Source organism: Glycomyces albidus (assembly GCF_009451885.1).
GTDB classification, from domain to species: Bacteria; Actinomycetota; Actinomycetes; order Mycobacteriales; family Micromonosporaceae; genus Glycomyces; species Glycomyces albidus.
In genome coordinates, this window is record NZ_WIAO01000001.1 from 325,562 (window position 1) to 346,181 (window position 20,620).

20 protein-coding genes are annotated in these 20,620 nt (G+C 71.9%); 10 read left to right on the top strand and 10 right to left on the bottom strand.

Annotated elements, in window-relative coordinates:
* Nucleotides 1-18: 18 nt before the first annotated feature.
* The 3 genes from GFD30_RS01515 to GFD30_RS01525 all read right to left on the bottom strand — a co-directional run bounded on the left by GFD30_RS01515 (nucleotide 19) and on the right by GFD30_RS01525 (nucleotide 2,458).
* Nucleotides 19-924 (bottom strand): SDR family oxidoreductase, encoded by a 906-nt coding sequence (locus GFD30_RS01515; RefSeq protein ID WP_153023431.1) that lies wholly within the window; start codon nucleotides 922-924, stop codon nucleotides 19-21.
* Nucleotides 925-971: 47 nt separating this feature from the next.
* A complete protein-coding gene (locus tag GFD30_RS01520; protein ID WP_153023432.1) occupies nucleotides 972-1,721 on the bottom strand; it encodes an SDR family oxidoreductase in 750 nt (249 codons plus the stop codon).
* 320 nt (nucleotides 1,722-2,041) lie between these two features.
* A complete protein-coding gene (locus tag GFD30_RS01525; protein ID WP_153023433.1) occupies nucleotides 2,042-2,458 on the bottom strand; it encodes a RidA family protein in 417 nt (138 codons plus the stop codon).
* A 91-nt stretch (nucleotides 2,459-2,549) separates the two neighbouring features.
* On the opposite strand from GFD30_RS01525, the gene GFD30_RS01530 reads away from it, so the two are divergent.
* Together GFD30_RS01530 and GFD30_RS01535 are read left to right on the top strand one after the other, a co-directional pair.
* Nucleotides 2,550-3,044 (top strand): MarR family winged helix-turn-helix transcriptional regulator, encoded by a 495-nt coding sequence (locus GFD30_RS01530; protein WP_153023434.1) that lies wholly within the window; start codon nucleotides 2,550-2,552, stop codon nucleotides 3,042-3,044.
* Between the two features lie 195 nt (nucleotides 3,045-3,239).
* Entirely contained in the window at nucleotides 3,240-3,725 is a 486-nt protein-coding gene (locus GFD30_RS01535; RefSeq protein WP_153023435.1) for a hypothetical protein, read from the top strand.
* A gap of 122 nt (nucleotides 3,726-3,847) precedes the next feature.
* Here GFD30_RS01535 and GFD30_RS01540 read toward each other — a convergent pair whose 3' ends face one another.
* Together GFD30_RS01540 and GFD30_RS01545 are read right to left on the bottom strand one after the other, a co-directional pair.
* Complete coding sequence (locus tag GFD30_RS01540) at nucleotides 3,848-4,447, bottom strand: TetR/AcrR family transcriptional regulator (protein ID WP_153023436.1); 600 nt, start codon at nucleotides 4,445-4,447, stop codon at nucleotides 3,848-3,850.
* A gap of 12 nt (nucleotides 4,448-4,459) precedes the next feature.
* On the bottom strand, nucleotides 4,460-5,890 hold the full coding sequence (locus tag GFD30_RS01545; RefSeq protein ID WP_322632825.1) for an MFS transporter: 1,431 nt from the start codon (nucleotides 5,888-5,890) through the stop codon (nucleotides 4,460-4,462).
* A 251-nt stretch (nucleotides 5,891-6,141) separates the two neighbouring features.
* On the opposite strand from GFD30_RS01545, the gene GFD30_RS01550 reads away from it, so the two are divergent.
* The 7 genes from GFD30_RS01550 (at nucleotide 6,142) to GFD30_RS01580 (ending at nucleotide 13,110) form a co-directional block, all read left to right on the top strand.
* Complete coding sequence (locus GFD30_RS01550) at nucleotides 6,142-7,002, top strand: NAD(P)H-binding protein (protein ID WP_153023437.1); 861 nt, start codon at nucleotides 6,142-6,144, stop codon at nucleotides 7,000-7,002.
* A complete protein-coding gene (locus tag GFD30_RS01555; RefSeq protein WP_153023438.1) occupies nucleotides 6,999-7,388 on the top strand; it encodes a nuclear transport factor 2 family protein in 390 nt (129 codons plus the stop codon). Before GFD30_RS01550 ends, GFD30_RS01555 begins: the two co-directional genes overlap by 4 nt.
* Before the next feature lie 248 nt (nucleotides 7,389-7,636).
* Nucleotides 7,637-8,554 carry a C40 family peptidase gene (locus tag GFD30_RS27720; RefSeq protein ID WP_153023439.1) on the top strand — a complete coding sequence of 306 codons (918 nt, stop codon included), beginning with the start codon at nucleotides 7,637-7,639 and terminating at the stop codon, nucleotides 8,552-8,554.
* A gap of 245 nt (nucleotides 8,555-8,799) precedes the next feature.
* Nucleotides 8,800-10,026: an MFS transporter gene (locus GFD30_RS01565; protein WP_153023440.1), complete on the top strand. Its 1,227-nt coding sequence runs from the start codon at nucleotides 8,800-8,802 to the stop codon at nucleotides 10,024-10,026.
* Between the two features lie 249 nt (nucleotides 10,027-10,275).
* The gene (locus GFD30_RS01570; protein WP_153023441.1) at nucleotides 10,276-11,694 is read left to right on the top strand and encodes an MFS transporter; all 1,419 of its coding nucleotides are present in this window, start codon (nucleotides 10,276-10,278) and stop codon (nucleotides 11,692-11,694) included.
* A gap of 124 nt (nucleotides 11,695-11,818) precedes the next feature.
* Entirely contained in the window at nucleotides 11,819-12,175 is a 357-nt protein-coding gene (locus GFD30_RS01575) for a BlaI/MecI/CopY family transcriptional regulator (protein WP_153023442.1), read from the top strand.
* Entirely contained in the window at nucleotides 12,172-13,110 is a 939-nt protein-coding gene (locus tag GFD30_RS01580) for a M56 family metallopeptidase (protein ID WP_153023443.1), read from the top strand. The genes GFD30_RS01575 and GFD30_RS01580 overlap by 4 nt, the downstream gene beginning before the upstream one ends.
* Before the next feature lie 5 nt (nucleotides 13,111-13,115).
* Here GFD30_RS01580 and GFD30_RS01585 read toward each other — a convergent pair whose 3' ends face one another.
* Nucleotides 13,116-14,030 (bottom strand): endonuclease/exonuclease/phosphatase family protein, encoded by a 915-nt coding sequence (locus GFD30_RS01585; RefSeq protein WP_153023444.1) that lies wholly within the window; start codon nucleotides 14,028-14,030, stop codon nucleotides 13,116-13,118.
* A gap of 84 nt (nucleotides 14,031-14,114) precedes the next feature.
* On the opposite strand from GFD30_RS01585, the gene GFD30_RS01590 reads away from it, so the two are divergent.
* Nucleotides 14,115-15,038, top strand: coding sequence for a hypothetical protein (locus GFD30_RS01590; protein WP_153023445.1), 924 nt, complete (start codon nucleotides 14,115-14,117; stop codon nucleotides 15,036-15,038).
* Between the two features lie 187 nt (nucleotides 15,039-15,225).
* Here GFD30_RS01590 and GFD30_RS01595 read toward each other — a convergent pair whose 3' ends face one another.
* From GFD30_RS01595 to GFD30_RS01610, 4 genes are all read right to left on the bottom strand, one after another.
* Nucleotides 15,226-16,518 carry a poly(ethylene terephthalate) hydrolase family protein gene (locus tag GFD30_RS01595; protein WP_153023446.1) on the bottom strand — a complete coding sequence of 431 codons (1,293 nt, stop codon included), beginning with the start codon at nucleotides 16,516-16,518 and terminating at the stop codon, nucleotides 15,226-15,228.
* A gap of 335 nt (nucleotides 16,519-16,853) precedes the next feature.
* Nucleotides 16,854-17,789, bottom strand: a complete 936-nt coding sequence (locus tag GFD30_RS01600; protein WP_153023447.1) for a serine hydrolase — start codon at nucleotides 17,787-17,789, stop codon at nucleotides 16,854-16,856.
* Nucleotides 17,790-17,865: 76 nt separating this feature from the next.
* Nucleotides 17,866-18,441, bottom strand: a complete 576-nt coding sequence (locus GFD30_RS01605; RefSeq protein WP_153023448.1) for an SWIM zinc finger family protein — start codon at nucleotides 18,439-18,441, stop codon at nucleotides 17,866-17,868.
* Nucleotides 18,438-20,342: a DEAD/DEAH box helicase gene (locus GFD30_RS01610; protein ID WP_227995704.1), complete on the bottom strand. Its 1,905-nt coding sequence runs from the start codon at nucleotides 20,340-20,342 to the stop codon at nucleotides 18,438-18,440. The genes GFD30_RS01605 and GFD30_RS01610 overlap by 4 nt, the downstream gene beginning before the upstream one ends.
* Nucleotides 20,343-20,620: the final 278 nt, after the last annotated feature.

Consider the following 20,620-nt stretch of genomic DNA (forward strand, 5'->3'; position numbering starts at 1 on the left):
TGAGGGACGGGCTCGCGGTCACCTGCTCGCCTCCGGCGTCAGCAGCTCCTCGATGCCGATGCGGTGGAAGAAGTCGTGACGGATCCGGTCGTAGACCGTGGAGACGACCTCGCTGCCGTCGCGGGTCGGGTCCACCGTCACGCGGAAGGGGCGCCGCCCTGCGGGGAGGCCGACGATGCGGACGATCTCGTCCGACACCTCGTCGGCGGTGTGCCCCTCCGGGAAGATGTCGTGCAGCTTCTGCGCCATGTTCTCACGCAGGAGGCCGTACAGGGCGTCGTACTCGCGGGCGCGGTCGGCGTCCTCGGGGACGCCGGCGTGGGCGAAGTGGTTCGTGCCGCTGGTGTACGCGCCGGGGACGACGATCGAGGTCTCGACCCCGAACTTGATCAGCTCGGCCGCGTAGCTCTCGGCCAGTGCGTTCATGCCGGCCTTCGCCGCGAAGTACGGGGCGAGGAACGGCGGGTGGCCGCCGAGCGTCGAGGACGAGCCGACCCAGACCACCAGCCCCGACCCCTGCTCGCGCAGGTGCGGGAGCACGGCCCGGTTGACGCGCTGGGTGGAGACGACGTTCACGTCGTACTGCGCCACGATCTGCTCAGGGGTGAACGCCTCGGTCGGCCCGAGCACCATGTGGCCCGCGTTGTGGACGAGCACGTCGATCCGGCCCTGCTCGGCGATGATCTGCGCAACGGCGGCATCGATCGAGCCCTGGTCCTGCACGTCCATCTCGATGCCGCGCACATCGACCCCCTCCGCGGCGGAGAGGTCGGCGAGTGCCCGCACGGCGGGCGCGTTGCGACCCGCGGTGGCCCGCATTCCGGCGTAGACGGTGTGACCGGCGGCCGCGAGCGCGCGGGCGGTGAGGTTCCCGAACCCGCTCGATGTTCCGGTGATGACGACGACGTTGCTGCTGGTGTCCATGACGGTGATCTCCTTTTGCGTTGAATGCGATGGGAAGCGGCTGCGGCTCAGGCGATGCCGCCGTTGGGGAAGATGACCTGCCCGTTGATCCACCGGGCCGGTCCGGCGAGGAACGCGGCGACCTCGGCGATGTCGTCCGGGGTGCCGAGGCGCTCCAGCGGCGGCAGCGAGGCGAGCCGGTCGATCGTCTGCTGGTCCTTGCCCTCGAGGAACAGCGCCGTGGCCGTCGGCCCGGGCGCGATCGCGTTGACGGTGATGTCCTTGCCGCGCAGTTCGCGGGCGAGGATCAGTGTCAGCGCCTCCACGGCGGCCTTGCTCGCCGCGTACGGCGCGTAGGTGGGGTGCTGGAGCCTGGTCTGGCTGGTGGAGACGTTGATCAGCGCGCCGCCGCCGCGGAGCCGGTTCGCGGCGAGTCGGGAGACCACGAAGCTGCCGCGGATGTTGGTGCGGTGCATGCGGTCCAGGTCCGCCAGGTCGAGGCTCGCCACCGGCGACAGGATCATGATGCCGGCCGTGTTGACGACCACGTCGATGCCGCCGAGTTCGGTTTCGACCGCGTCGAACGCGGCGGCCATCGCATTCTCGTCGGCGACGTCGCCGCCGACCGCGATCGCGCGGCCGCCTCCCGCGACGACCTCGTCGACGATGTCCTGCGCCCGCTGCGCGTTGCCGGCGTAGTGCACGGCGACCGCGAAGCCGTCGGCGGTCAGGCGCTGGACGATCGCGTGGCCGATGCCGCCCGAGCCGCCGGTGACGAGGGCGACGCGAGGCGTTGCGCTGGTGTCGGTGTTGGACATGGGGGTCCCTCCTCAGTTATATGAACGATGAGACCATTAAACCATGATATGAACGCGACGTCCATAAAAATGTTCCTGCTCTCGCGGATTTTTTTGCCGAGGCGCCGCCCGGCCCGGGCACGCGAAAGCGGCCGGCCCCATTGGGGACCGGCCGCTTGTCATGAGGACGGGGGGCCGCGACCTGCGCAGACGTGGCTGAGCCGGTGGAGAGACGGCGTCGGTCGGCACGACCCCGCCGGAGCCGGCCGCCCCTCGCCACGGAGGTCGTCGATCGTGAACGACCGCCGGTCGGTCGCTCGGCGACCGAGCCGGCGCGGGCGCTAGTCGCGGACGACCGCGCTCACGCGGATCTCGACGCGCATACCGGGTGCGCCGAGGGCGGCGACGCCGGTCTGGGTCCAGATCGGGGCGCGCCCGCCCATGCGCTTGCGGAACTGCTCGGCCATGACCCGGGTGGGTCGATCGCCGATGAAGGCGGGGTCGTCGGGCAGGTGGTAGGAGTTGACGTGGACCACGTCGGCCCAGGTGGCCCCGGCGGTGGCGAGGGTGCGCTCGACGTTGTCGAAGGCGCGCACGATCTCCTCTTCGAGGTCCTCGGGGAATTCGAGCTCGTCGTTCCAGCCGCCCTGGCCGGAGATCTCGACGCGGTCGCCGATGCGCACCGCCTGGCTGTATCCGAGGAGCGCGTGCAACTGCTCTCCCGCCCCCGGGGTGATGAAGAACTGGGGCTCGTCCATGGCGCTTCCTTCCCATTGACTTCACGCTTGAAGTAAACCTAGCACATTCACTTCAAGCGTGAAGTCAATGGCGGCTCGGTAGACTGCCGCCATGCCCACGACTGCGGACGCCGAGGGCCGCGACGCCGGCCCGGTGCGATGGCTCGACCCGGCCGAGAAGGAGGCCTGGACCGGCCTCGTCTCGCTCATCTACCTCCTGCCCGAGCGGTTGGAGGCGCCGCTGCAGCGCGAGTGCGGGATGAGCCTGTTCGAGTACCTGGTCCTCAGCCACGTCTCCGAGGCCCCGGACCGGCGCATGCGCATGAGCGAACTGGCGTTCCTCGCGAACGGGTCCCTCTCGCGCCTTTCCAACGTGGCCAAGCGGTTCGAGCAGCGCGGCTGGCTCGAGCGCTCCCCCGACCCCGCCGACGGGCGCTATACCCTCGCCGCGCTCACCGACGCCGGGTACGCGGCCGTGGTCGCCGCCGCGCCCGTGCATGTGCGCGCCGTGCGCGAGGCCGCCCTCGACCGCCTCGACGCGGACGACCACGCGGCCCTCGCCCGCATCGCCGAGAAGCTGCGGGTCCGCCCGGTCGATCTGGCCTAGCCGGTCGCGGACCGGCTCGCCCGCCGGGTCTTCCGTCGTGCCCTTGACGCTGGTGTCCGAGCCCCAGGTTGAAGCCGCCGTCCACGGCCGGCCCCCATCCGGTGGTGAACGCTGCCCTGCTCGATGAAGCGGGACCCCTCCCGGACCGTCTCGGATACAACGGAACCCGATCCGTTCGAGCCGAGGAGTCCAACCGTGAAGCGCACCGGCAGCCTGTTCACCCTCGCGGCCGCGACTCTGCTCGCGTTCGCCGCCTGCGGTCCGTCCGATGAGGACGACTCCCCTGAGCCGACGACCACGGCGCCGGATGAGATCGGCGCGACATCGACGCAGGCGCCCTCACCGTCGGCGTCGCCGACCGCGGCCCTTCCCGAAGCCGCGGACGGCACCGACTATGGCGCCTGCTACGACGGCTCCTGCGAAGTATTCGTGACCGCGCCGGTCGAGATCCCACTCGACCCCGGGCTCGACACCGAAGCGACCTCCGCCGCCGTCACCGAAGTCGACGGCTGGGTCATCGGCGTGGCCTTCTTCGCCGACGGCCGGCCGCTCGGTTCAGTCACCTGGAACGACGCGCGCGCGAACGGCGAAGGCACGATGTACACCACGTACGACGGCGCGTCGTTCGAGCTCGTCGCCTATGCCGAAGGCGAGTACGTCATCGCCGTTTCCGCGCCCTGAACCAGGGGTCGAAGCGGACCGCATCGACGTGGGCGAGAAGAGGTGTCCTGCGCACGATGCGGCCCGGCCGATGACGACCGTCTGCGGCCTTTCCGCGCACGCATCTGCCGGCCGCGCATCGCTCACGGCCGGTAGAGGGATCTGAGGCTGGCGACGAGGACGTCGGGGGCCTGCCCGGTGGTCAGGCGGCCCGCCGAGATCTCGTCGGAGGCGGCGTGGACCAGGCTGTACAAGGCGGTGATCAGCCACGACAGCGGCAGGTCGGTGCGGAAGGCGCCGTCGTCCCGGCCGCGCGTGATCAGGTCCTCGATGCGTTTGAGGATCGGGTCGTGGCGGGCGCGCAGCCACTGCGGGGACACGTCGCCGATGATGTTGTCGCGCAGGTTCCGGTTGCGCTCCATGAGGTGCCACTGCTCGCGCAGGACCCGCTCCAGCGCTTCGTCGGCGGGTCCGGAGGTGTCGACCTCCCGCCAGGCGGCCTCGGTCTCGGCGAACGCCCGCTCCAGGAGGGCCTTGGCGAGCTCGGTCCGGGACGGGAAGTGGCCGTACAGGGTCACGCGCCCGACCCCGGCGGCGGCGGCGACCTCGGCGACGCTCACGCCCGGCCGGGAGGTGTAGAGCCGGAGCCCGGCGTCGAGGATCCTGTCGATGCTGCGCTGGGCGTCGGCACGGCGCTGCCCGCTGGGCCGCCGTGCCGACGCGGTGGTCTTGCCGTCGGCCATGCCTGAAGGGTACTAGTGGCCGTGGGGGCCGCCGCGCGGCTCGACTCGGCCGGCCGGGACGAGGACCAGTGCGATGAGCGCGGCGACGCCCGACGCGACGGCGCAGACGAGGAACGCGTCGGTGAACCCCGAGAGCGCCGGGGCGCCCGCACCGATGCTCGCGGCGGCCACCGTCGACATCACCGCGACGCCGATCGAGCCGCCGAGCTCGTGGAAGGTGGTGACCATCCCCGAGGCCACGCCGGCCTCGTGCGCGTCGACGCGCGAGAGCGCGGTGGCGTTGGCGGTGATGAACAGGGTCCCGAGTGCGAACGCGCCCAGGGCGAGTCCGGCGACGACGGCGACGGTGCGGCTGCCGGTGTCGAGCATCGCGAGCCACGCCGATGCGGCCGCGGCGAGCACCATCCCGGCCACGGCGATCGGCCGCGGACCGGTTTTGCCGATGAGGTGCGCGGCGAGCTGCGCGCCGATCGTGGTGGCGACCGCGACGGGCAGGAAGAGCAGGCCGGTGCGCAGCGCGGAGTACTCGGCGAAGTCCTGGAGGTACAGCGACCCGAGGAAGAAGAACGAGATCAGCAGCGCGGTCGCCATGAGCATGAGGAACGCGCCGGTGACGACGGTGCGGCGGGCCAGGAGCGCCACGCGCATGAGCGGGGCGGCGGTGCGCCGCTCGACCAGGGCGAAGACCGCGTAGAGCACGACCGCGGCGGCCAGGGCCCCGAGCGTGGTCGCCGAGGTCCACCCGTCGTCGCCGGCGCGGACCAGGCCGAAGATGAGCGCCGCGGTGGCCGCGGTGACGAGCAGCGCGCCGGGCACGTCGACGCGTTCGCGCTGCGGCGCACGAGTGTCGGCGGGGAGGGTCCCCGGCAGGAGCGCCAGGATCACCGCGCCGATCGGGACGTTGATGTAGAAGATCCACTGCCAGCCGGGTCCGGCGGTGAGCACGCCGCCGATGAGGACGCCGAGGGCCGCGCCGCCTCCGGCGATCGCCGAGAGCAGGCCGAGCGCGCGGTGGCGTTCGGTGCCGTGGAAGGCGGTGGTGACCGTGGAGAGGATCGCGGGCGCCATGAGGGCCGCGCCGAGCCCTTGGGCGAGGCGGCCGCCCAGCAGGACCGGGCCGGTCTGGGCCAGTCCGGCGGCGAGCGAGGCCGCGGTGAACAGCGCCAGTCCGATCAGGAGCATGCGGCGGCGGCCGAAGAGGTCGGCGAGCCGGCCGCCGAACAGCATGAGACCGCCGAAGACCAGGGTGTAGCCGGTGACGATCCAGGTCAGCGCCTCCCGGTCGAGGCGGAGTTCGGAGCCGATCGTCGGCAGCGCGATGTTGACGACGGTGATGTCGATGATGAGCATCGCCTGCGCGGTGCACAGCAGGGCCAGCATGAGCCAGCGCCTCGGCAGGGGCGGCGCTTCGCTCTCGGTGTGGGCGTGGACGGCGGCGGACACGGCGGACTCCTTAACTCGAACATCGATGTACGGGTTGCCAGCGTACTCCCGATTCCTCAGAACGCAAACACGTGTGTTCGAGATATCGTCGGCTCGGCCGCCGCGCGCGACCGGTCCCCTACGCCCGCAGGAGCGGACGGCGCCGCGACTGCACCCGGGGGCGTAGGTCCGATTGCGGCCGCCGGTGCGATGCGCCGAAGCCCCCGGGGCGGGACGCTGTTCTCCAAGCGATCAAGGAGAGCGGGAGCATCATGATCCTCATCACCGGTGCCACGGGCACCGTCGGCCGGCCGCTGGTGGCGGCGCTCGTCGCACGGGGACTGGAGGTGCGGGCGATCACGCGCGATCCGTCCCGGGCGGCGTTCCCCGCGGGGGTCGAAGTCGTCGCCGGCGATCCGTCGCGACCGGAGACGGTGGCGGCGCATCTGGAAGGCGTGCGGGCGGTGTTCCTCAACGCCAGGGCGATCGGCGACGCCTGCGCGGCGTTCGCGGACCTCGCAAGGGAGCACGGCGTCTCGCGCCTGGTCGCGCTGGCCGCGTACAACGTCGAGCAGGATCTGTCGCTGCAGCCCTCGCGGTACGTCGGCGACCGCAACCGCGAATGCGAGGCGGCGGTCGAGTCCGGCGGGCGGGAGTGGGTGAGCCTGCGCCCCCAGGTCTACACGAGCATGGCGCTCCCGCTCTGGGGCGACCAGCTCAGGCGCGGCGACACCGTCGAGTGGCCGTACGCCGATTTCGCCGAAGCCGTCGTCGATCCGCGCGACGTCGCCGAAGTCGCCGCGCATGCGCTCACCACCGACGTCCTGCTCGGACGCAAGCCGGTCCTCACCGCGCCCGAGCCGATCACGCACGCCCAGATGGCGGCCGTGATCGCGGAGGTCACCGGTCGTCCGCTGCGATACCGGGAGTGCTCGCTCGAGGCGTTCGCCGCCCGCATCGCGGCCATGGGCCTGCCGCCCGAGCTCGCGGCGTCCTTCATCGCGCGGTTCGCCGCGTTCGAGGGGCGGGCTCCCGAAGTCACCGACGAGGTGCCGCGCATCCTGGGCCGCCCGGCCCGGACCTACCGCGACTGGATCGCCGACCACGCCGACGACTTCAAGGCACTCGCATGACGCCGCTCCACCGGTCCGACCCGAAGCGGTTCATCGCCGGGTTCTTCACGGACTTCAACGACCAGGTCGTCCACGTCGACGGCGACCCGGGCCCCGCGATGGACCGCTTCTACACCCGCGACATCGTCCAGTACGCCGACGGGATCCGCCTCGACTACGACCGGCTCCTCGCCCACATCAGGCCGGTGCGCAAGAACCTGGTGGAGGGCCGTTTCGAGGTGCACGAGGCGATCGCCGACGGCGACCGGATCGCCGCCCGGTTCACCGTCCACGCCCTGATGCGCCAGGGGCCGGTCACGACCGAGGTGTACTTCTTCGGCCGGTTCGCCGCTGACGGACGGCTGGCCGAGGCGCACCAGTCGACCCGCGCGGTCAAGGAGTCCTGAAGCGCCCCAACGGATTCGGTCGAACCGGCCGCGCGCGGGAGCCGAACGCGAGCCCCGCTCGAAGAACTACTACCGCTGATAGTAGTTTGGGGCGTGTTCGACCGCCGCCTCAGGCCGCCGGGGCATCGCGGGTCGACCCGGCCCGCGGCCGATCGATCCGCCGATCGTCCTCGTCGCGCCTGACGTCCCGAAGGAGTACTCCGCTCGTGAAGCCGTCGTCTGCTCGTCGCAAATGGACTTCTCTTGCCGTGGTCGGCGGCCTCCTCCTGCCCGCCGTCGGCTCGGCCCCCGCCTGGGCCCAGCGGGACACCTCGGAGATCACCGACGAGATCGAGGAGACCGACGCCGATCTGACCGCCGCCGTCGAGGAGTACAACCGGCTGGCGCAGGAGGCGCAGGACAACCGCGACATGATCGCGCAGACCCAGGAGTCCCTGGACGCGGCCGAGGCCGACCTGGACACCCTGCGCGAACAGCTGGCCGACTACCTCACCGCGACCCACGTGGACCAGGGCATCGGCGACGCCGCGCTGCTGCTGGACGCCGGATCGCCCGACGCGTTCGTCGAACGGCTCGACCGGCTCAACTCGGCGAACCTCTACAACTTCGCCCTGCTGGACGAGCTGCGGACCGCCTCGGAGGAGTACGCGGTCCAGCTCGAACTCCTGGGCGACCTCCAGGCCGACCTCGACGCGCAGGAGGCCGAGCTCGAGCGGCAGCAGGAGGAGCTCAACGCGCGCATGGACGACCTCGAGGAGGAGTGGCAGGCCGCCGCCGGCGACGCGATCACCGACTACGACCTGCCGTACATGACCGAGGACGAGTACGCGGTCGTCTCCTTCGCGCTCGACCAGGTCGGCAAGCAGTACGTGTGGGGAACCGCCGGGCCCGACACCTACGACTGCTCGGGCCTGGTCCTGCGCGCGTACGCGCAGATCGGGATCGAACTGCCGCACAACGCCGCCGCCCAGTACAACTCGACCGCGAGCATCGGCCGCGACGAACTGCAACCGGGCGACCTGGTGTTCTACAACGACCTCTCCCACATGGGCATGTACATCGGCAACGGCCTGATCGTCCACGCCCCGAACTCGCGGTCGGTCGTGAAGGTCGTCGAACTCGACCACGGCAACGTCTGGTACGGCGCCACCACCATCCTCCATTAGCGCGCGGCTCAGGCCGCACGGCGACGCGGCGGCCTGAGCGGCGTTTCGCGCCGGGGAGGTGGGCGGCGGGAGCGGCCACGAGGAGTCGCGGCCACCTGGATACCCCGGCGGGGTATGCTTGGCGCCAAGGGCCGCCGTGTCCTCCGCCGCTCAACCGGATTGCGGCGCCGGGACTGGGATGCGGTCCCGCCGAAGGGATGAGCCTCCGCTCCCCTCCACCGCAAACCCGGTCCGAAAGGGCTTCCATGCGCGCCTCCCGCACCCCGGTCCTCGCCAAGCTCCTCGTCGCCGGCGCAGGCATCATGAGCCTCGCCAACTCGGTGACCATCCCGTTCCTCGCGGTCTTCCTGCGCCGCGAACTCGGCCTCGAGCCGGCGGCCGTCGGCCTGGTCATCGGGTCCTCGGTGTTCTTCTCGATCGCCGCCGGATTCCTCGGCGGCACCCTCTCCGACCACTTCGGACGCGTTCCGGTCCTCCTCGCGGGACTGGCGGGGGTGGTCGTGTCGTTCGCGGGCTTCGCGCTCGCGGAGCACCTGGCCGCCGTCGTGGCCGCCAACGCCGCACTCGCGCTGTCCAGCAGCGTGTTCGCACCCGTCGGCAAGGCGCTCCTGGGCGACCTCCTGCCCGAGGACACGCGCGTGCGCTGGTTCTCACACCAGTACCTCGCCACCAACGCCGGGTACGCGATCGGCCCGCTCCTCGGCGTCGCGCTCGGGCTCTCCGGCGCCCGCCCCGCCTTCGCGGCGGCCGCGGTCGTCTACGGCCTCTACCTCGGCGCGCTCGCCGTCGCGGTCCGCGTCGCCCCTGCGGTGCCCGTCCCCCGAGCGGCGGCCGAAGGCCCGCGCGCGGGCGAGCGGTTCCTCGGGAGCCTGCGGGCCGTCGCCACCGACGCGCGGCTGCTGACGCTCCTGCTCGCCGGGCTGCTCCTCGAATCGGTGCAGCTGCGCATCTCCGCGCTCCTCGCCCAGGACCTCGACCTCGGCTTCGCGAACGGCGCCCGGATCCTCGCGGCGGTCATGACCGCCAACGCGGTCACCGTCGTCGCCTTCCAGCTGCTCGCCGCCAGGTACGTGCTGCGCCTCCGACCCGTCACCGCCATCACCGTCGGCGGACTGCTCCTGTTCGCGGGCATGGCGGGTTTCGCGTTCTCGGTCTCGTTGTGGCACTTCGTGGCCGCCATGGTCGTCTTCAGCTTCGGCGAAGTGTTCATCGTCCCCTCCGAGTTCGCCCTCATCGACCGCATCGCCCCGCCCGCCGACCGCGGCGCGTACTTCGGCGCGCAGTCCTTCACCCAGCTCGGCGGCTTCGCCGGGCCCTTCCTCGGCAGCCTGCTCCTTGCGGGCTGGGGCGGCACGGTCATGTACCTCGGCATCGGATCCCTCGCCCTCGCCGCAGTGGCCGTCTACCTCGTCCTCGGCCGCCGCATTCCGGGGCTTCGCCGCCGGACCGAGGCCGCCAGCGGAATCCATTGAGGACCGACGCGGGTCGGTAGGGCAGAACGAGCGGCCCGACCGCCGTCCGGTCCACCGGCCGCGCCGCCGACGCGCCGGACGCGGGATCGGCGGCGGGCCCGGTTGCAGCGATCCGCATCACTGCAGTTGATATACCCCCCAGGGGTATGTTAGAACTACATCCACGCGGATCGCCGGCCCTCGGAGATCCTCAGCGACAAACGGAGTACTGCCTCCCTGGCATACCCCCTACCGGTATAGGAGACGGACATGTCGTCCACATCGACACCCCCGGCCTCACGGCGCTGGATCGCCCTCGCGCTCATCGCCCTGGCCCAGTTCACGGTCATCATGGACACCTCGATCATCGGCGTCGCACTGCCGAAGATGCAGGAGGACCTCGGCTTCACGCAGGAGAGCCTCTCGTGGGTCTTCAACGCCTACGTCGTGGTCTTCGGCGGCCTGCTCCTCTTGGGCGGCAGGCTCTCCGACCTCCTCGGCGCCCGCCGCATGTTCAGCCTCGGCTGGCTGATCCTGGGCGCCGGATCGCTCGTCGCCGGCCTGGCCCAGAACGCGGCGACCGAGCTGGCCGGGCGCGGCGTCCAGGGCGTCGGCGCCGCGCTCATCGCGCCTTCGGCGCTGACACTGCTCATGATGCTGTTCGGCGCCGACCCGAAGGAACTGACCAAGGCGTTCGCCTTCTACGGCGCCGCGGCGCCCGCAGGCGGCACCGCCGGGGTCTTCCTCGGCGGACTCATCACCGAGTACGCCTCCTGGCCGTGGGTCTTCTACATCAACATCCCCGTCGCGGTCTTCGCCATCGCCGCCGCCCCCGCGCTCCTGCCCGGCGGCACCGCCCAACGGGGTTCGCTCGACGTCCTCGGCGCTCTGACGGCGACGCTCGGCCTGGCCGCCGCCGTCTTCGCCATCGTCCGCGCACCCGAAGTCGGCTGGGCCGAACCCGCCGTCTGGGGCACCCTCCTGATCGCCGCGGCACTGCTCGCCGCCTTCGTCGCGCTGCAGGCGAGGCGCCGCAGCCCTCTGGTGCCGCTCGCGATCTTCCGCGCCCCGAACCTCGGCGCCGCCAACCTGGCCCAGATCCTGCTCGGGGCGGCCTGGATCCCGATGTGGTTCTTCCTGAACCTCTACCTCCAGCAGGTCCTCGGGTTCTCGGCGTTCCCCTCGGGCGCGGCACTGCTGCCGATGACCGTGCTCATCATGATCGGCATGGTCGCGATCGCGCCGCGGCTCATGGCCCGGTTCGGCTCCAAGGCCATGATCGTCACCGGCCTGGCGCTGCTCGCGGGAGGACTGCTGTGGCTCTCGTTCATCCGTCCTGAAGGAACGTTCGCCGTCGACGTGCTGCCCGCCTCGCTCCTCGCGGCGCTCGGCATGGCCCTGGCGTTCATCCCCTCGCTCCAGATGGCGATCTCCAGTGCCCGTCCTGAGGAAGGCGGCCTCGCCTCCGGCATCGTCAACACCGGCTACCAGATCGGCTCGGCCCTCGGGCTGGCCGTCGTCACCGCGCTCGCCGTCGCCGACGGCGCCGGCGAGGTCGGGAACCCGGCCGCCCTCACCGACGGGTTCTCCACCGCGTTCATCGCAGCGGCCGTCATCGCGCTGGCAGCGGCCGTCCTCGCCGCGGTGACCGTGCGGCGGACGAAGGCCGAGGTGACCACTGCGGCCTGAGACGAGACCGAAACAGGGGCACAGGGCCGGGCGGCGCACGCGTCGCCCGGCCCCGGTGCTGTCGGTCGCTGCGGACGGTCCCCGGGACGCGAGCGATAGGGTTCATGCCGAAAGGGAGGTCCCGATGCCCCGACTCGGCGAGCTGGAAGCCGCGATCATGGCGGTCCTGTGGTCCGTGCCCGACCCGGCCACGGTCCGCGACGTGCTCGGCGCGCTCGAACGGGATCCGCAGCCGGCCTACACCACCGTCATGACAGTCCTGGACAACCTGCACCGCAAGGGCATCGTCACCCGCGAACGCGTCGGCCGGGCCTGGGCCTACCGGCCCGCGCAGTCCCGCGAGGAATTCGACGCCGACGCCATGGCCGCCGTCCTCGAATCCTCCTCGGACCGCAGCGCCACCCTGCTGCGCTTCATCGGCAGGATCAGCCCGGACGAGCTGGCACGCCTGCGCGAGATCCTCGCAGAGGAGAAACGATGACCGCCGCGCTGATCCTGCTCGCCTACGCGGCCCTGCTCGGCCTCATCGGCCCGCGGCTCATGGACCGATTCCGATGGGACACGGCGTCGCCGCGCCTGGCCATCACCACCTGGTTCGCACTGGCCGTGTCCTTCACGTCGGCACTGGTCCTCGCCGGGGCGGCGATCGTCCTGCCGGCCCGAGGCCACAGCGGCGCGGCCGCCGGTCTCGTCCACGACTGCGTCGCCGCACTCCACGAACTGCACGGGGCGACGGGCGGCTCGATCGTCGCGGTCATCGCCGCCGCTTTGATCTGGGCGGTGCCGATCGGGGTGCTGGTCGCCGCCGTCTCGGTCGCGCGGTCGACGGCCGCCGAGCGGTCCCGGTTGCGGCGCGCCCTCGCGAACGCCCCGCGCGACCCGCACCTCGGGGCGGCGGTCGTCTCGAGCGCCCGCCCGGCCGCCTACTGCATCCCCGGCAAGGGCGGATTGATCGCCGTGACCTCGGGGGCACTGGCACTGCTCGACCGTTCCGAGCTCGCCGCCGTCCTCGCGCACGAACGTGCGCACCTCGCCGGCCGCCACCACCTGCTCATCGCCTTGGCGCAGACCGGCAAACGCGCATTCGGGGCCCTGCCGCTGTTCGCGCGCCTACCCGAGCGGATCGGGCACCTCGTCGAACTCGCCGCCGACGACGCGGCCGCACGGAGTTCGACCCGGAGCACCCTCGCCCGCAGCCTGCTCAGCGTCGCCGCGGCCCAGGCGCCGGCAGAGGCGCTGTCCGCCGCAGGCGGCGACACCGTCGCCCGCATCGAACGACTGCTCGACGCATCCCCGGGCCGCGGACGGACGGGCATCGGTACGATCCTCGGCGGCCATGCCGCAGTGGCCGCGCCGGTCCTGATCCTCGCCGTCCCGATCCTCACCGCTGTCAGCTTCGCCTGCTGCCAGGTGTGAACAGGTCACCGACCGCCCTGGGAACAGGCCCGATCGCCGGGCGCACGCGCGGGTCGCTCCAGGTCCGCCACGACCCCGAAGTGGTCGCTGATCCAGACGCCGTCACGGGGAGCGTCGAAGACGAGGCGGCAGTCGACCACCTCGAGTGCGGGACCGTGCGCACCGCAGCGCACCAGCACCTGGTCGATGCGCCGTCCCCGCTCAAGCGGCATCTCGCCGGCGCGGACCAGCGGGTTGGCCGGGCTGAAGGTGAACCCCGGCTCGCCCGGGTGCACGGCGTCCCAGGCGCTCTCGTAGCGCACGCTCACCCCGTCGAGCGATTGGAGGCCGGTCCAGAACCGCAGGCTCGCGGCGTCGGGTGCGGCGTCGAAATCGCCGAGCACGACCACCGGCACCTCGCCCAGGCCGCGCGTGACCTCGTCGATGAAGCCGGACGCCGCGACGGCCTGCCGTTCGCGCTCGCGCTCGCGGTCGAGCTGCCAGCTCGGCTTGTGATGCACCACCACGACCCGCCCGAGCGGCGGCGGAGCGATCACCTCCACCGCGACGGCACCGGCCCACGAGAGCCCGCCTGGGGCGCAGAGCGCTGCGAACGAGGTCGAACCGAGCGGCCTGACGGGCCAGCGGCTCGCCAGGCACGCCCCCACGCCGTCCGCCGAGAATCCGAGGTGGTCCACGATGGAGTAATCCACGCCGAGCAGCTCGCGGGCCTGATCGCGGCCCGCGGATCTGGTCACCTCCTGCAAGGCCACCACATCGGCGCCCAGACCGGGCAGGTCGGCCGCGAGCGCCGCATGCCGCTCCTCGCCGCCCGCGTGCTCGAGCGCCAGGACGTTCAGTGTCAATACCCGCACCGCGGACCCTCCCAGCTTCGATGACGGCCGAGTGCCCAGGGCCTCCACCCCGTAATCAACCGCCATGTGATCCGAATTTCACCCCATTGCCCTGAAAAATTGAAAAACGTAGCGTCGGCAGAACCGTTCCCATCCCTCACGGAGGCATCGATGTTCCTGCCCTACACCGGCTCCGGCTCGTACTGCTACGCCAATTCGCTCTCTATGGCGCTCGGTCCCGCCTCGCCGGGGCCGGGCGTCATCGAGGTTCTCACCGGCTCGCCGTTCGGGATGCAGCTCTTCGACGGCACGACCCCGTTCTTCGACCCGGCCGGATGGGACGGCGACATCGCGCTCGACACCGCCTGCGCCGCCCTCGGCTTCGAGTGCGTCCGCGAGGCGGGCGGGACGCCGGAGGCGGCCGCGGCGCGACTGCGGACCGCCGGACCGGCCGATCCGCTCCTCGTGGGGCCGGTCGAGATGGGCCTGCTGACCCACGCTCCCGGACGCGGGACGCCCTGGGAGGCCGACCACTACGTGGTGGTGCTCGCGGTGGAAGGCGACCTGGTCCGGTTCCACGACCCGGCCGGGTATCCCTTCGCGACGCTGCCGGTCGAGCAGTTCACGGCCGCGTGGCGGACCGAGACGCTCCTGTACGGGCAGTCGTACACCTCGCGCCGCGGCTTCCGCCGGAACCGCGACGTGAGTGCGCTCGACGCGATCCGGTCGAGCATCCCGACCTGGGCCGCATGGCTGCGCGGCGAGCACGGGTTCCCGGTCTCGGCAGGGACCCTTGCGAACCGGGCCGCGGCCGAGCGGTTGGCGGACATGGTCGAGGACGGACTCACCGGCAAGGTCAGGGATCACCTGCTGCACTTCGCGATCCAGGTGGGCGCGCGGCGCCTCGGCGACGCGGGCGCCTGCCTGGCGGACGCGGGCGCCGGCGAGGCCGCGGCGATCGCCGTCGGACAGGCCCGGCTGGTCGGTGGACTCCAGTTCGACCTCACGGCCGGCCGCACCGACGCGGCCGCGAAGGCCCTGCGCGAACTCGGCGGAACCTACGAGGCGCTGGCCGAGTCGCTCGAGCGGGTCTAGCGGCCCGAACCTGATCGGACTCCGGTGTGTCTCGCGGCCTCGCGTCCGGTTCTCGCGCAATGCAGGCGCTCGAATCCTGGCGGGCTCCTCATCGGAAGCCGGTGTCCTTCGACGACGAGCCGGGCCGGGGCGCCGAGCCATTCCGGCGCCCCGGCCCGGTCGTCCCCAGTCGGCTGCGATCCGGTCCCTAGCGGAGGGCCCAGCGTTGGTTGGTGCCGCCGTTGCAGGTCCAGAGGATGATCCGGGTGCCGTTGGCGGTGCCGCGGCTGTCGGCGTCGAGGCACTTGCCCGACTGGGCGTTGGTGATGGTCCCGTCGGCGTTGACGTTCCAGCGCTGGTTGGCGCCGCCATGGCAGTCCCAGACGATCGCCCTGGTGCCGTCGACGGTTCCCGCCCCCTCGGCGTCCAGGCACTTCCCATTGACACGCAGCTCTCCCGCGGTGGTGCGGATCCAGGTCTGGCCCGACCGCTGGGCGGAGCAGTCCCACAGCTGCGCCTGCGTTCCGTTCGTCGTGCCGGGGACGTCGATGCACCGGTTCGAGGCGGCGCCGAGGATCTGGCCGCCCTCGGTCGGTTCGCCCGTCCCGCCGGGCTCGAACCCGCAGGTGTGGCTGTAGCTCGCGACGCCGGTCGTGTCGGCCAGGGCCGGGCACATGAACCGGGTGTAACGGGTGTCGTTGTCGATCCAGATCTTCAGCCAGGGGATCACGCGGCGGGTGACCTCGGTGTTGCCCCAGGTCGAGAATCCGTGGCCGCCGCCGGTGAGCGAGACGTAGGCGGCCTCGGTCGTCGCCGGCTTGGAGTTGTAGAGGGTGGTGAGCGCGGAGTGGGTGACGGTGCCGTCGTCGCGGGCGCCCATGATCATCGTGGGCACGTGGACGTTGGACATGTTCTGGGAGAACGAGGCCGGGGCGAACGGGATCGCCGCCTGCAGACTCGGCCGGTTCATGGCGGCGTTGATCGCACCGCCCCCGCCCATGGAGTGGCCCATGACTCCGAGCCGGTTCGGGTCCACGCGGTCGCGCACCGGGGACTGCCCGGTGAGGTAGTCCAGGGCCGCGAGGAGCTGCGCGCCGCGGGCGTCGTCCCAGTCGGTCGTGGAGTTGGTGTCGATGCCGATCACCACGAAGCCGAACGAGGCGAGCCAGTGGCCCATCCACGCGCCCTCGGCGGCCCAGGTGGCGGTGTAGCCGGGAACGACCGCGATCGCGCCGAACGTGCCCTGGCCGGTGTCGGTCGGGTAGTAGATCACGCCCGACTTGAAACCGTGGCCCGCGCCGACGTTCACCGACGCGGTCGCGAACGTGCCGCGCTGCGCCGCGACACTCTGGACGGTCGGATCCGGGCCCCGTTCGTAGGGGTTCTCCTGCGCGGACGCCGGCCTGGCGACGACCAGGCCCGCGATCACCGCGGCGAGGGCCGTCAGCACGACCAGCGCGAGGCGCCTCGGTCCGGACCGGTTGAGAACTGGACTGCGCATGGGACTCTCCTGTCGGGACGGCGGGCACGGCGGTGCTCCGCCCGCGCCCACTGACTTTAATGTTTCGACATACGTCAATACGAAATCCAGGATAGGCGGCGCGGATGATCCGAGGCAAGAGATGGAGTCGTGAAATTGTAGCGATACAACGCATCACCGGTGATGTTCTGCATCACCGGTCGCAAGTCTGAGCGGTCTCTGGAGCCGGATCGGGCTCGCGGTGTCCCGTCGACACTCCATCGACCCATTTCGGTCGCGGTGTGCGCGGGAATGGATGACAGCCGGCCCGCAGCCATCCATGTATCGCTACAACTCGGTTCCGCCGTCGCCCGGGCTCATTCGCCGTCGAGTGTGGACCTGGCCAGGGCTGCGAGGGACTCCACCAGCGCGACGCCTTCGGACTGCGAGCCGGTGCCGCTGGTGAGGACCGCCAGGCGGGTCGGGGTGTCGGTGTCTCCGGCGAGGATGCCGGTCGTGTTGACGACCCAGCGGCCGCCGAGGGCGGTGCGGGTGTCCCAGCCGTTCTTGAGCCAGACGGTCTCGCCGTCGGCCGCGGCGGCGGAGACGCCCCAGTCCTGGGAGGCGACGACCGAGGACATGAGCTCGCGGGCGTAGGCGACCTGGTCCGCGTCGAGAAGGCCCTCGTAGAGGGCGTGTCCGAGCAGGGTGAGCTGGTCGGGGGCGGTGGTGTCGGTGAGGCCCCAGGCGTCCTGGCGGGGTTCGGTACCGGTCATGCCGTAGTCGGCGCACGCCTGCGCGAGGGCGTCGGCGCCGCCGAGGTCGCGGTAGACGGCGGTGGCGGCGCTGTTGTCGGAGGCGGTGATCATCGGCCGCAGCCGCTCGTCCGGGGCGTCGTCGACCGAGCCGTGGTGGCGCAGGGCCATGACGAGGAGCTGGGTCTTCACGATGGAGGCGGTGTCGTGTCGGAGGTCGGGTTCGTAGGCGATCCGGACCGGGCCGCGGGAGGCGGCCACGGAGACGTCGGCGCTCGTGCCGGTGTCGGCCAGGTGCGCGTCGATGCGTTCGGCGAGTCGGGAGGCGAGGAGGTCGGCGTACGTGGTGTCCGCGGCCGCGCCGCGGGTGGCGGTGCCGCCGCCGAGGCCGCCGGGTTCGGTTGCGGGCGTAGCGGTGTCGGCGGCGCCGGTGCCGCCGTCCCCGACGGCCGCGAGCGCCGCCGCTCCGGCCGCGGCGACCGCGACGGGGACGGTGAGGCGCAGGAGGGTGCGGCGGTGCAGGCGCGCGAGGCCGCCGTCGATGCGCTGGTTCGGCATGGCCGGACGCTATGGGCGGAAGCTCAACTCCCCATGTCGTCCGGTTCAAGAAATGATGAGAACGCTGGCGGCCGCCTCACGCGACCGGTTGCGCGGCCTCCATGCTCGCGACCCGTGCGGCGCGCAGGCGCCCGGCGAGGTCCCGGGTGGGGCCGCCGCGCACGAGCAGGACCAGCCACGGGTCGTCGTCCATCCTGGCGGCGCTGACGAGCGCCAGCGCCATGATGTGGGCGCAGACTTCCCGGCTGTCGGCGCAGCCGCAGGAGGTGGTGATCCGGTTGTGCTCTTCGGTGACGAACTTCTTGGGCAGCAGGCGCATCCCGGCCTCGGCGAGGACGTCGTCGATGCGCTTGGGCAGGCGGCCGGCGAGAAGCCCGGCCACGCACGAGGGCGACAGGGACAGGGCGGTCATGCCGGCGGTCCACGCGGAGGCGTTGTAGACGGGGATGCGGATCTCGGCGTCGTAGGTGCGGCCGGCGTCGGCGACGGTCCCGGAGACCAGGCCCGGTTCGATGGACAGGCCGGTGACGGCGCCGTGCCCGGCGAGGGCGCGGCCCTTGACGATGCGCTGGTCGGGGTAGTTGAGGCCGATGGTCTCCAAGGCCCGCCACCATTTGCGTCCCCACCAGGTCCGGCCGTACGGGTCGCTCACAGGTGGCCCCCTTCGTCGTCGAGTTCGATGAGCTTGCGCAGTTGGGAGTCGTCGAGTTCGCCGAGCCAGTCCTCGCCGGAGCCGACGACGGCCTCGGCGATGGCGCGTTTGCGGGCGAGGAGTTCGTCGACGCGCTCTTCGAGGGAGCCGGCGGTGACGAGCTTGTGGACGTGGACGGTCTGGGTCTGGCCGATGCGGTGGGCGCGGTCGGTGGCCTGGTCCTCGACGGCGGGGTTCCACCAGCGGTCGTAGTGGACGACGTGGGAGGCGCCGGTGAGGTTGAGGCCGGTGCCGCCGGCGCGCAGGGAGACCAGGAGGATCGCGGGGCCCTCGACGGTCTGGAAGTGGTCGACGAGCTTGTCGCGGGCGGGCTGGTCGAGGCCGCCGTGGAGGAAGGGGGCGGCGACGCCGAGCTCGGCTTCGAGGTGGCGGGAGAGGAGTTCGCCCATCTGCCGGTACTGGGTGAAGACGAGGGTCTTGTCGCCCTCGTCGACGACCTCGGTGAGCATCTCGGTGACGCGGTCGAGTTTGCCCGAGCGCTCGGCGAGGCCGCCGTCGCCCACGCCGACGTACTGGGCGGGGTGGTTGCAGATCTGCTTGAGGCGGGTGAGGAGCTTCAGGACGCGGCCGCGGCGGGTGATGCCGTCGCCGAGGCCCTCGTCGAACGCTTCGCGGATGGCCTCGCGGTAGAGCCCGGCCTGTTCGTCGGTCATGGTGCAGGCGACGACGGACTCGATCTTGGGCGGCAGGTCGGCGGCGACGTCTTCTTTCATGCGGCGCAGGACGACCGGGTCGATGCGGGCGCGGAGGGTGGCGGCGGCGACGGGGTCGCGGCCGATCTCGATGGGGTCGGCGAAGCGGCGTTTGAAGTCGGCCTGGATGCCGAGGAGCCCGGGGTTGACGAACTCGGAGATCGACCACAGCTCGGCGAGGTGGTTCTCGACGGGGGTGCCGGTGAGGGCGACGCGGACGCGGCCGGTGAGGTCGCGGACGGCGCCGGCGGTGCGGGAGCGGTGGTTCTTGATGGCCTGGGCCTCGTCGATGACGATGGTGTCCCAGCCGATGGCGCGCAGGAGCCGGATGTCGCGCAGCGCGATCGAGTAGGAGGTGACCACGACGTCGGCATCGGCGAGCGGTGCCGGGGACTTGGTGCGGGCCGGGCCGTGGTGGAGGTGGACGGAGAGCTGCGGTGCGAAGCGGGCGATCTCGCGCTGCCAGTTGCCGACGAGGGAGGTGGGGCAGACGACCAGGTGGGGGGCGTTGCCGGCGCGGCGCACGAGCAGGCCGATGGACTGGAGGGTCTTGCCCAGGCCCATGTCGTCGGCGAGGATGACGCCGGCGCCGCCGTCGGCGGCGGCTTCGAGCCAGGCGATGCCGTGGGACTGGTAGCGGCGGAGGTCGGCGTTGACGCGGACGTCGCCGGGGTCGGAGTGCTGGGCGGTGATGAGGCGGAGGTTGAGGCCGGAGTCGGAGCGCAGGAGTTCGGTGTAGGACTCGACGAAGGCGCCCACGAGGGCCTTGGCGGTCCAGACGTGGCCTTCGGAGTGGGGGGCGCAGTGGCCTTCGGCGGGGAGCTCGCCGGCGATCCGGTCGAGGTCGTCGAACTTGTCGTCGTCGACGGCGTTGGCGATCCGGGCCCAGATCGCGACCGACTCGGTGATGTCGGGGCGGGAGGCGATGCGGGTGAGCGCGGGCAGGACGGGGCGGACGGGCATCGCGACGCCTTCGACCTCGCGGAGCTCGCCGCCGAGGTAGAGCTCGGCGGCGACGGGGTCGCCCGGGGGCAGTCCGAGTTCGGCCACCGCGGCCTCGGGTCGCGCGCCGCCGAAGAACAGGAGCCGCCCGTCGGCCGGGGAGGCGTGGTCGGGCAGGAAGGTGGCGTGCAGTTCGCTGGGTGGCAACGAGGCTCCTACGGTGGGAAGGCAGACGTGCCATTTTGCCACAAGCGGGGGCCCGAACCCAAACGCGCGAATGGTTATGGGGTGGTTTGGGGGGTTCACGATAGGAACGGGGCGGGTCCGCCCGTCGTGCCGCTCCGCGGTCGCCCGCGGCGCGGCGGCTCCGTCCGGGCCCGCCCCGTCAACCCCAGAGCAAGGTCCGCGGGAGGGCCGGCGTCACCGGGCGGCCGGCGCTCGCGCCGGCGGTGGCCCTCCACATTGAGGTCGACTCGACATCCTTC

Excerpts from the sequence above, each read along its gene's own strand:
- GFD30_RS01520 (WP_153023432.1), bottom strand. The coding sequence starts at position 1,721 with ATGTCCAACACCGACACCAGCGCAACGCCTCGCGTCGCCCTCGTCACC.
- GFD30_RS01530 (WP_153023434.1), top strand. The coding sequence starts at position 2,550 with ATGCCCACGACTGCGGACGCCGAGGGCCGCGACGCCGGCCCGGTGCGA.
- GFD30_RS01600 (WP_153023447.1), bottom strand. The coding sequence starts at position 17,789 with ATGCCGAACCAGCGCATCGACGGCGGCCTCGCGCGCCTGCACCGCCGC.
- GFD30_RS01565 (WP_153023440.1), top strand. The coding sequence starts at position 8,800 with ATGCGCGCCTCCCGCACCCCGGTCCTCGCCAAGCTCCTCGTCGCCGGC.
- GFD30_RS01590 (WP_153023445.1), top strand. The coding sequence starts at position 14,115 with ATGTTCCTGCCCTACACCGGCTCCGGCTCGTACTGCTACGCCAATTCG.
- GFD30_RS01585 (WP_153023444.1), bottom strand. The coding sequence starts at position 14,030 with ATGGCGGTTGATTACGGGGTGGAGGCCCTGGGCACTCGGCCGTCATCG.
- GFD30_RS01595 (WP_153023446.1), bottom strand. The coding sequence starts at position 16,518 with ATGCGCAGTCCAGTTCTCAACCGGTCCGGACCGAGGCGCCTCGCGCTG.
- GFD30_RS01555 (WP_153023438.1), top strand. The coding sequence starts at position 6,999 with ATGACGCCGCTCCACCGGTCCGACCCGAAGCGGTTCATCGCCGGGTTC.
- GFD30_RS01515 (WP_153023431.1), bottom strand. The coding sequence starts at position 924 with ATGGACACCAGCAGCAACGTCGTCGTCATCACCGGAACATCGAGCGGG.
- GFD30_RS01570 (WP_153023441.1), top strand. The coding sequence starts at position 10,276 with ATGTCGTCCACATCGACACCCCCGGCCTCACGGCGCTGGATCGCCCTC.
- GFD30_RS01525 (WP_153023433.1), bottom strand. The coding sequence starts at position 2,458 with ATGGACGAGCCCCAGTTCTTCATCACCCCGGGGGCGGGAGAGCAGTTG.
- GFD30_RS01550 (WP_153023437.1), top strand. The coding sequence starts at position 6,142 with ATGATCCTCATCACCGGTGCCACGGGCACCGTCGGCCGGCCGCTGGTG.
- GFD30_RS01580 (WP_153023443.1), top strand. The coding sequence starts at position 12,172 with ATGACCGCCGCGCTGATCCTGCTCGCCTACGCGGCCCTGCTCGGCCTC.
- GFD30_RS01540 (WP_153023436.1), bottom strand. The coding sequence starts at position 4,447 with ATGGCCGACGGCAAGACCACCGCGTCGGCACGGCGGCCCAGCGGGCAG.
- GFD30_RS01575 (WP_153023442.1), top strand. The coding sequence starts at position 11,819 with ATGCCCCGACTCGGCGAGCTGGAAGCCGCGATCATGGCGGTCCTGTGG.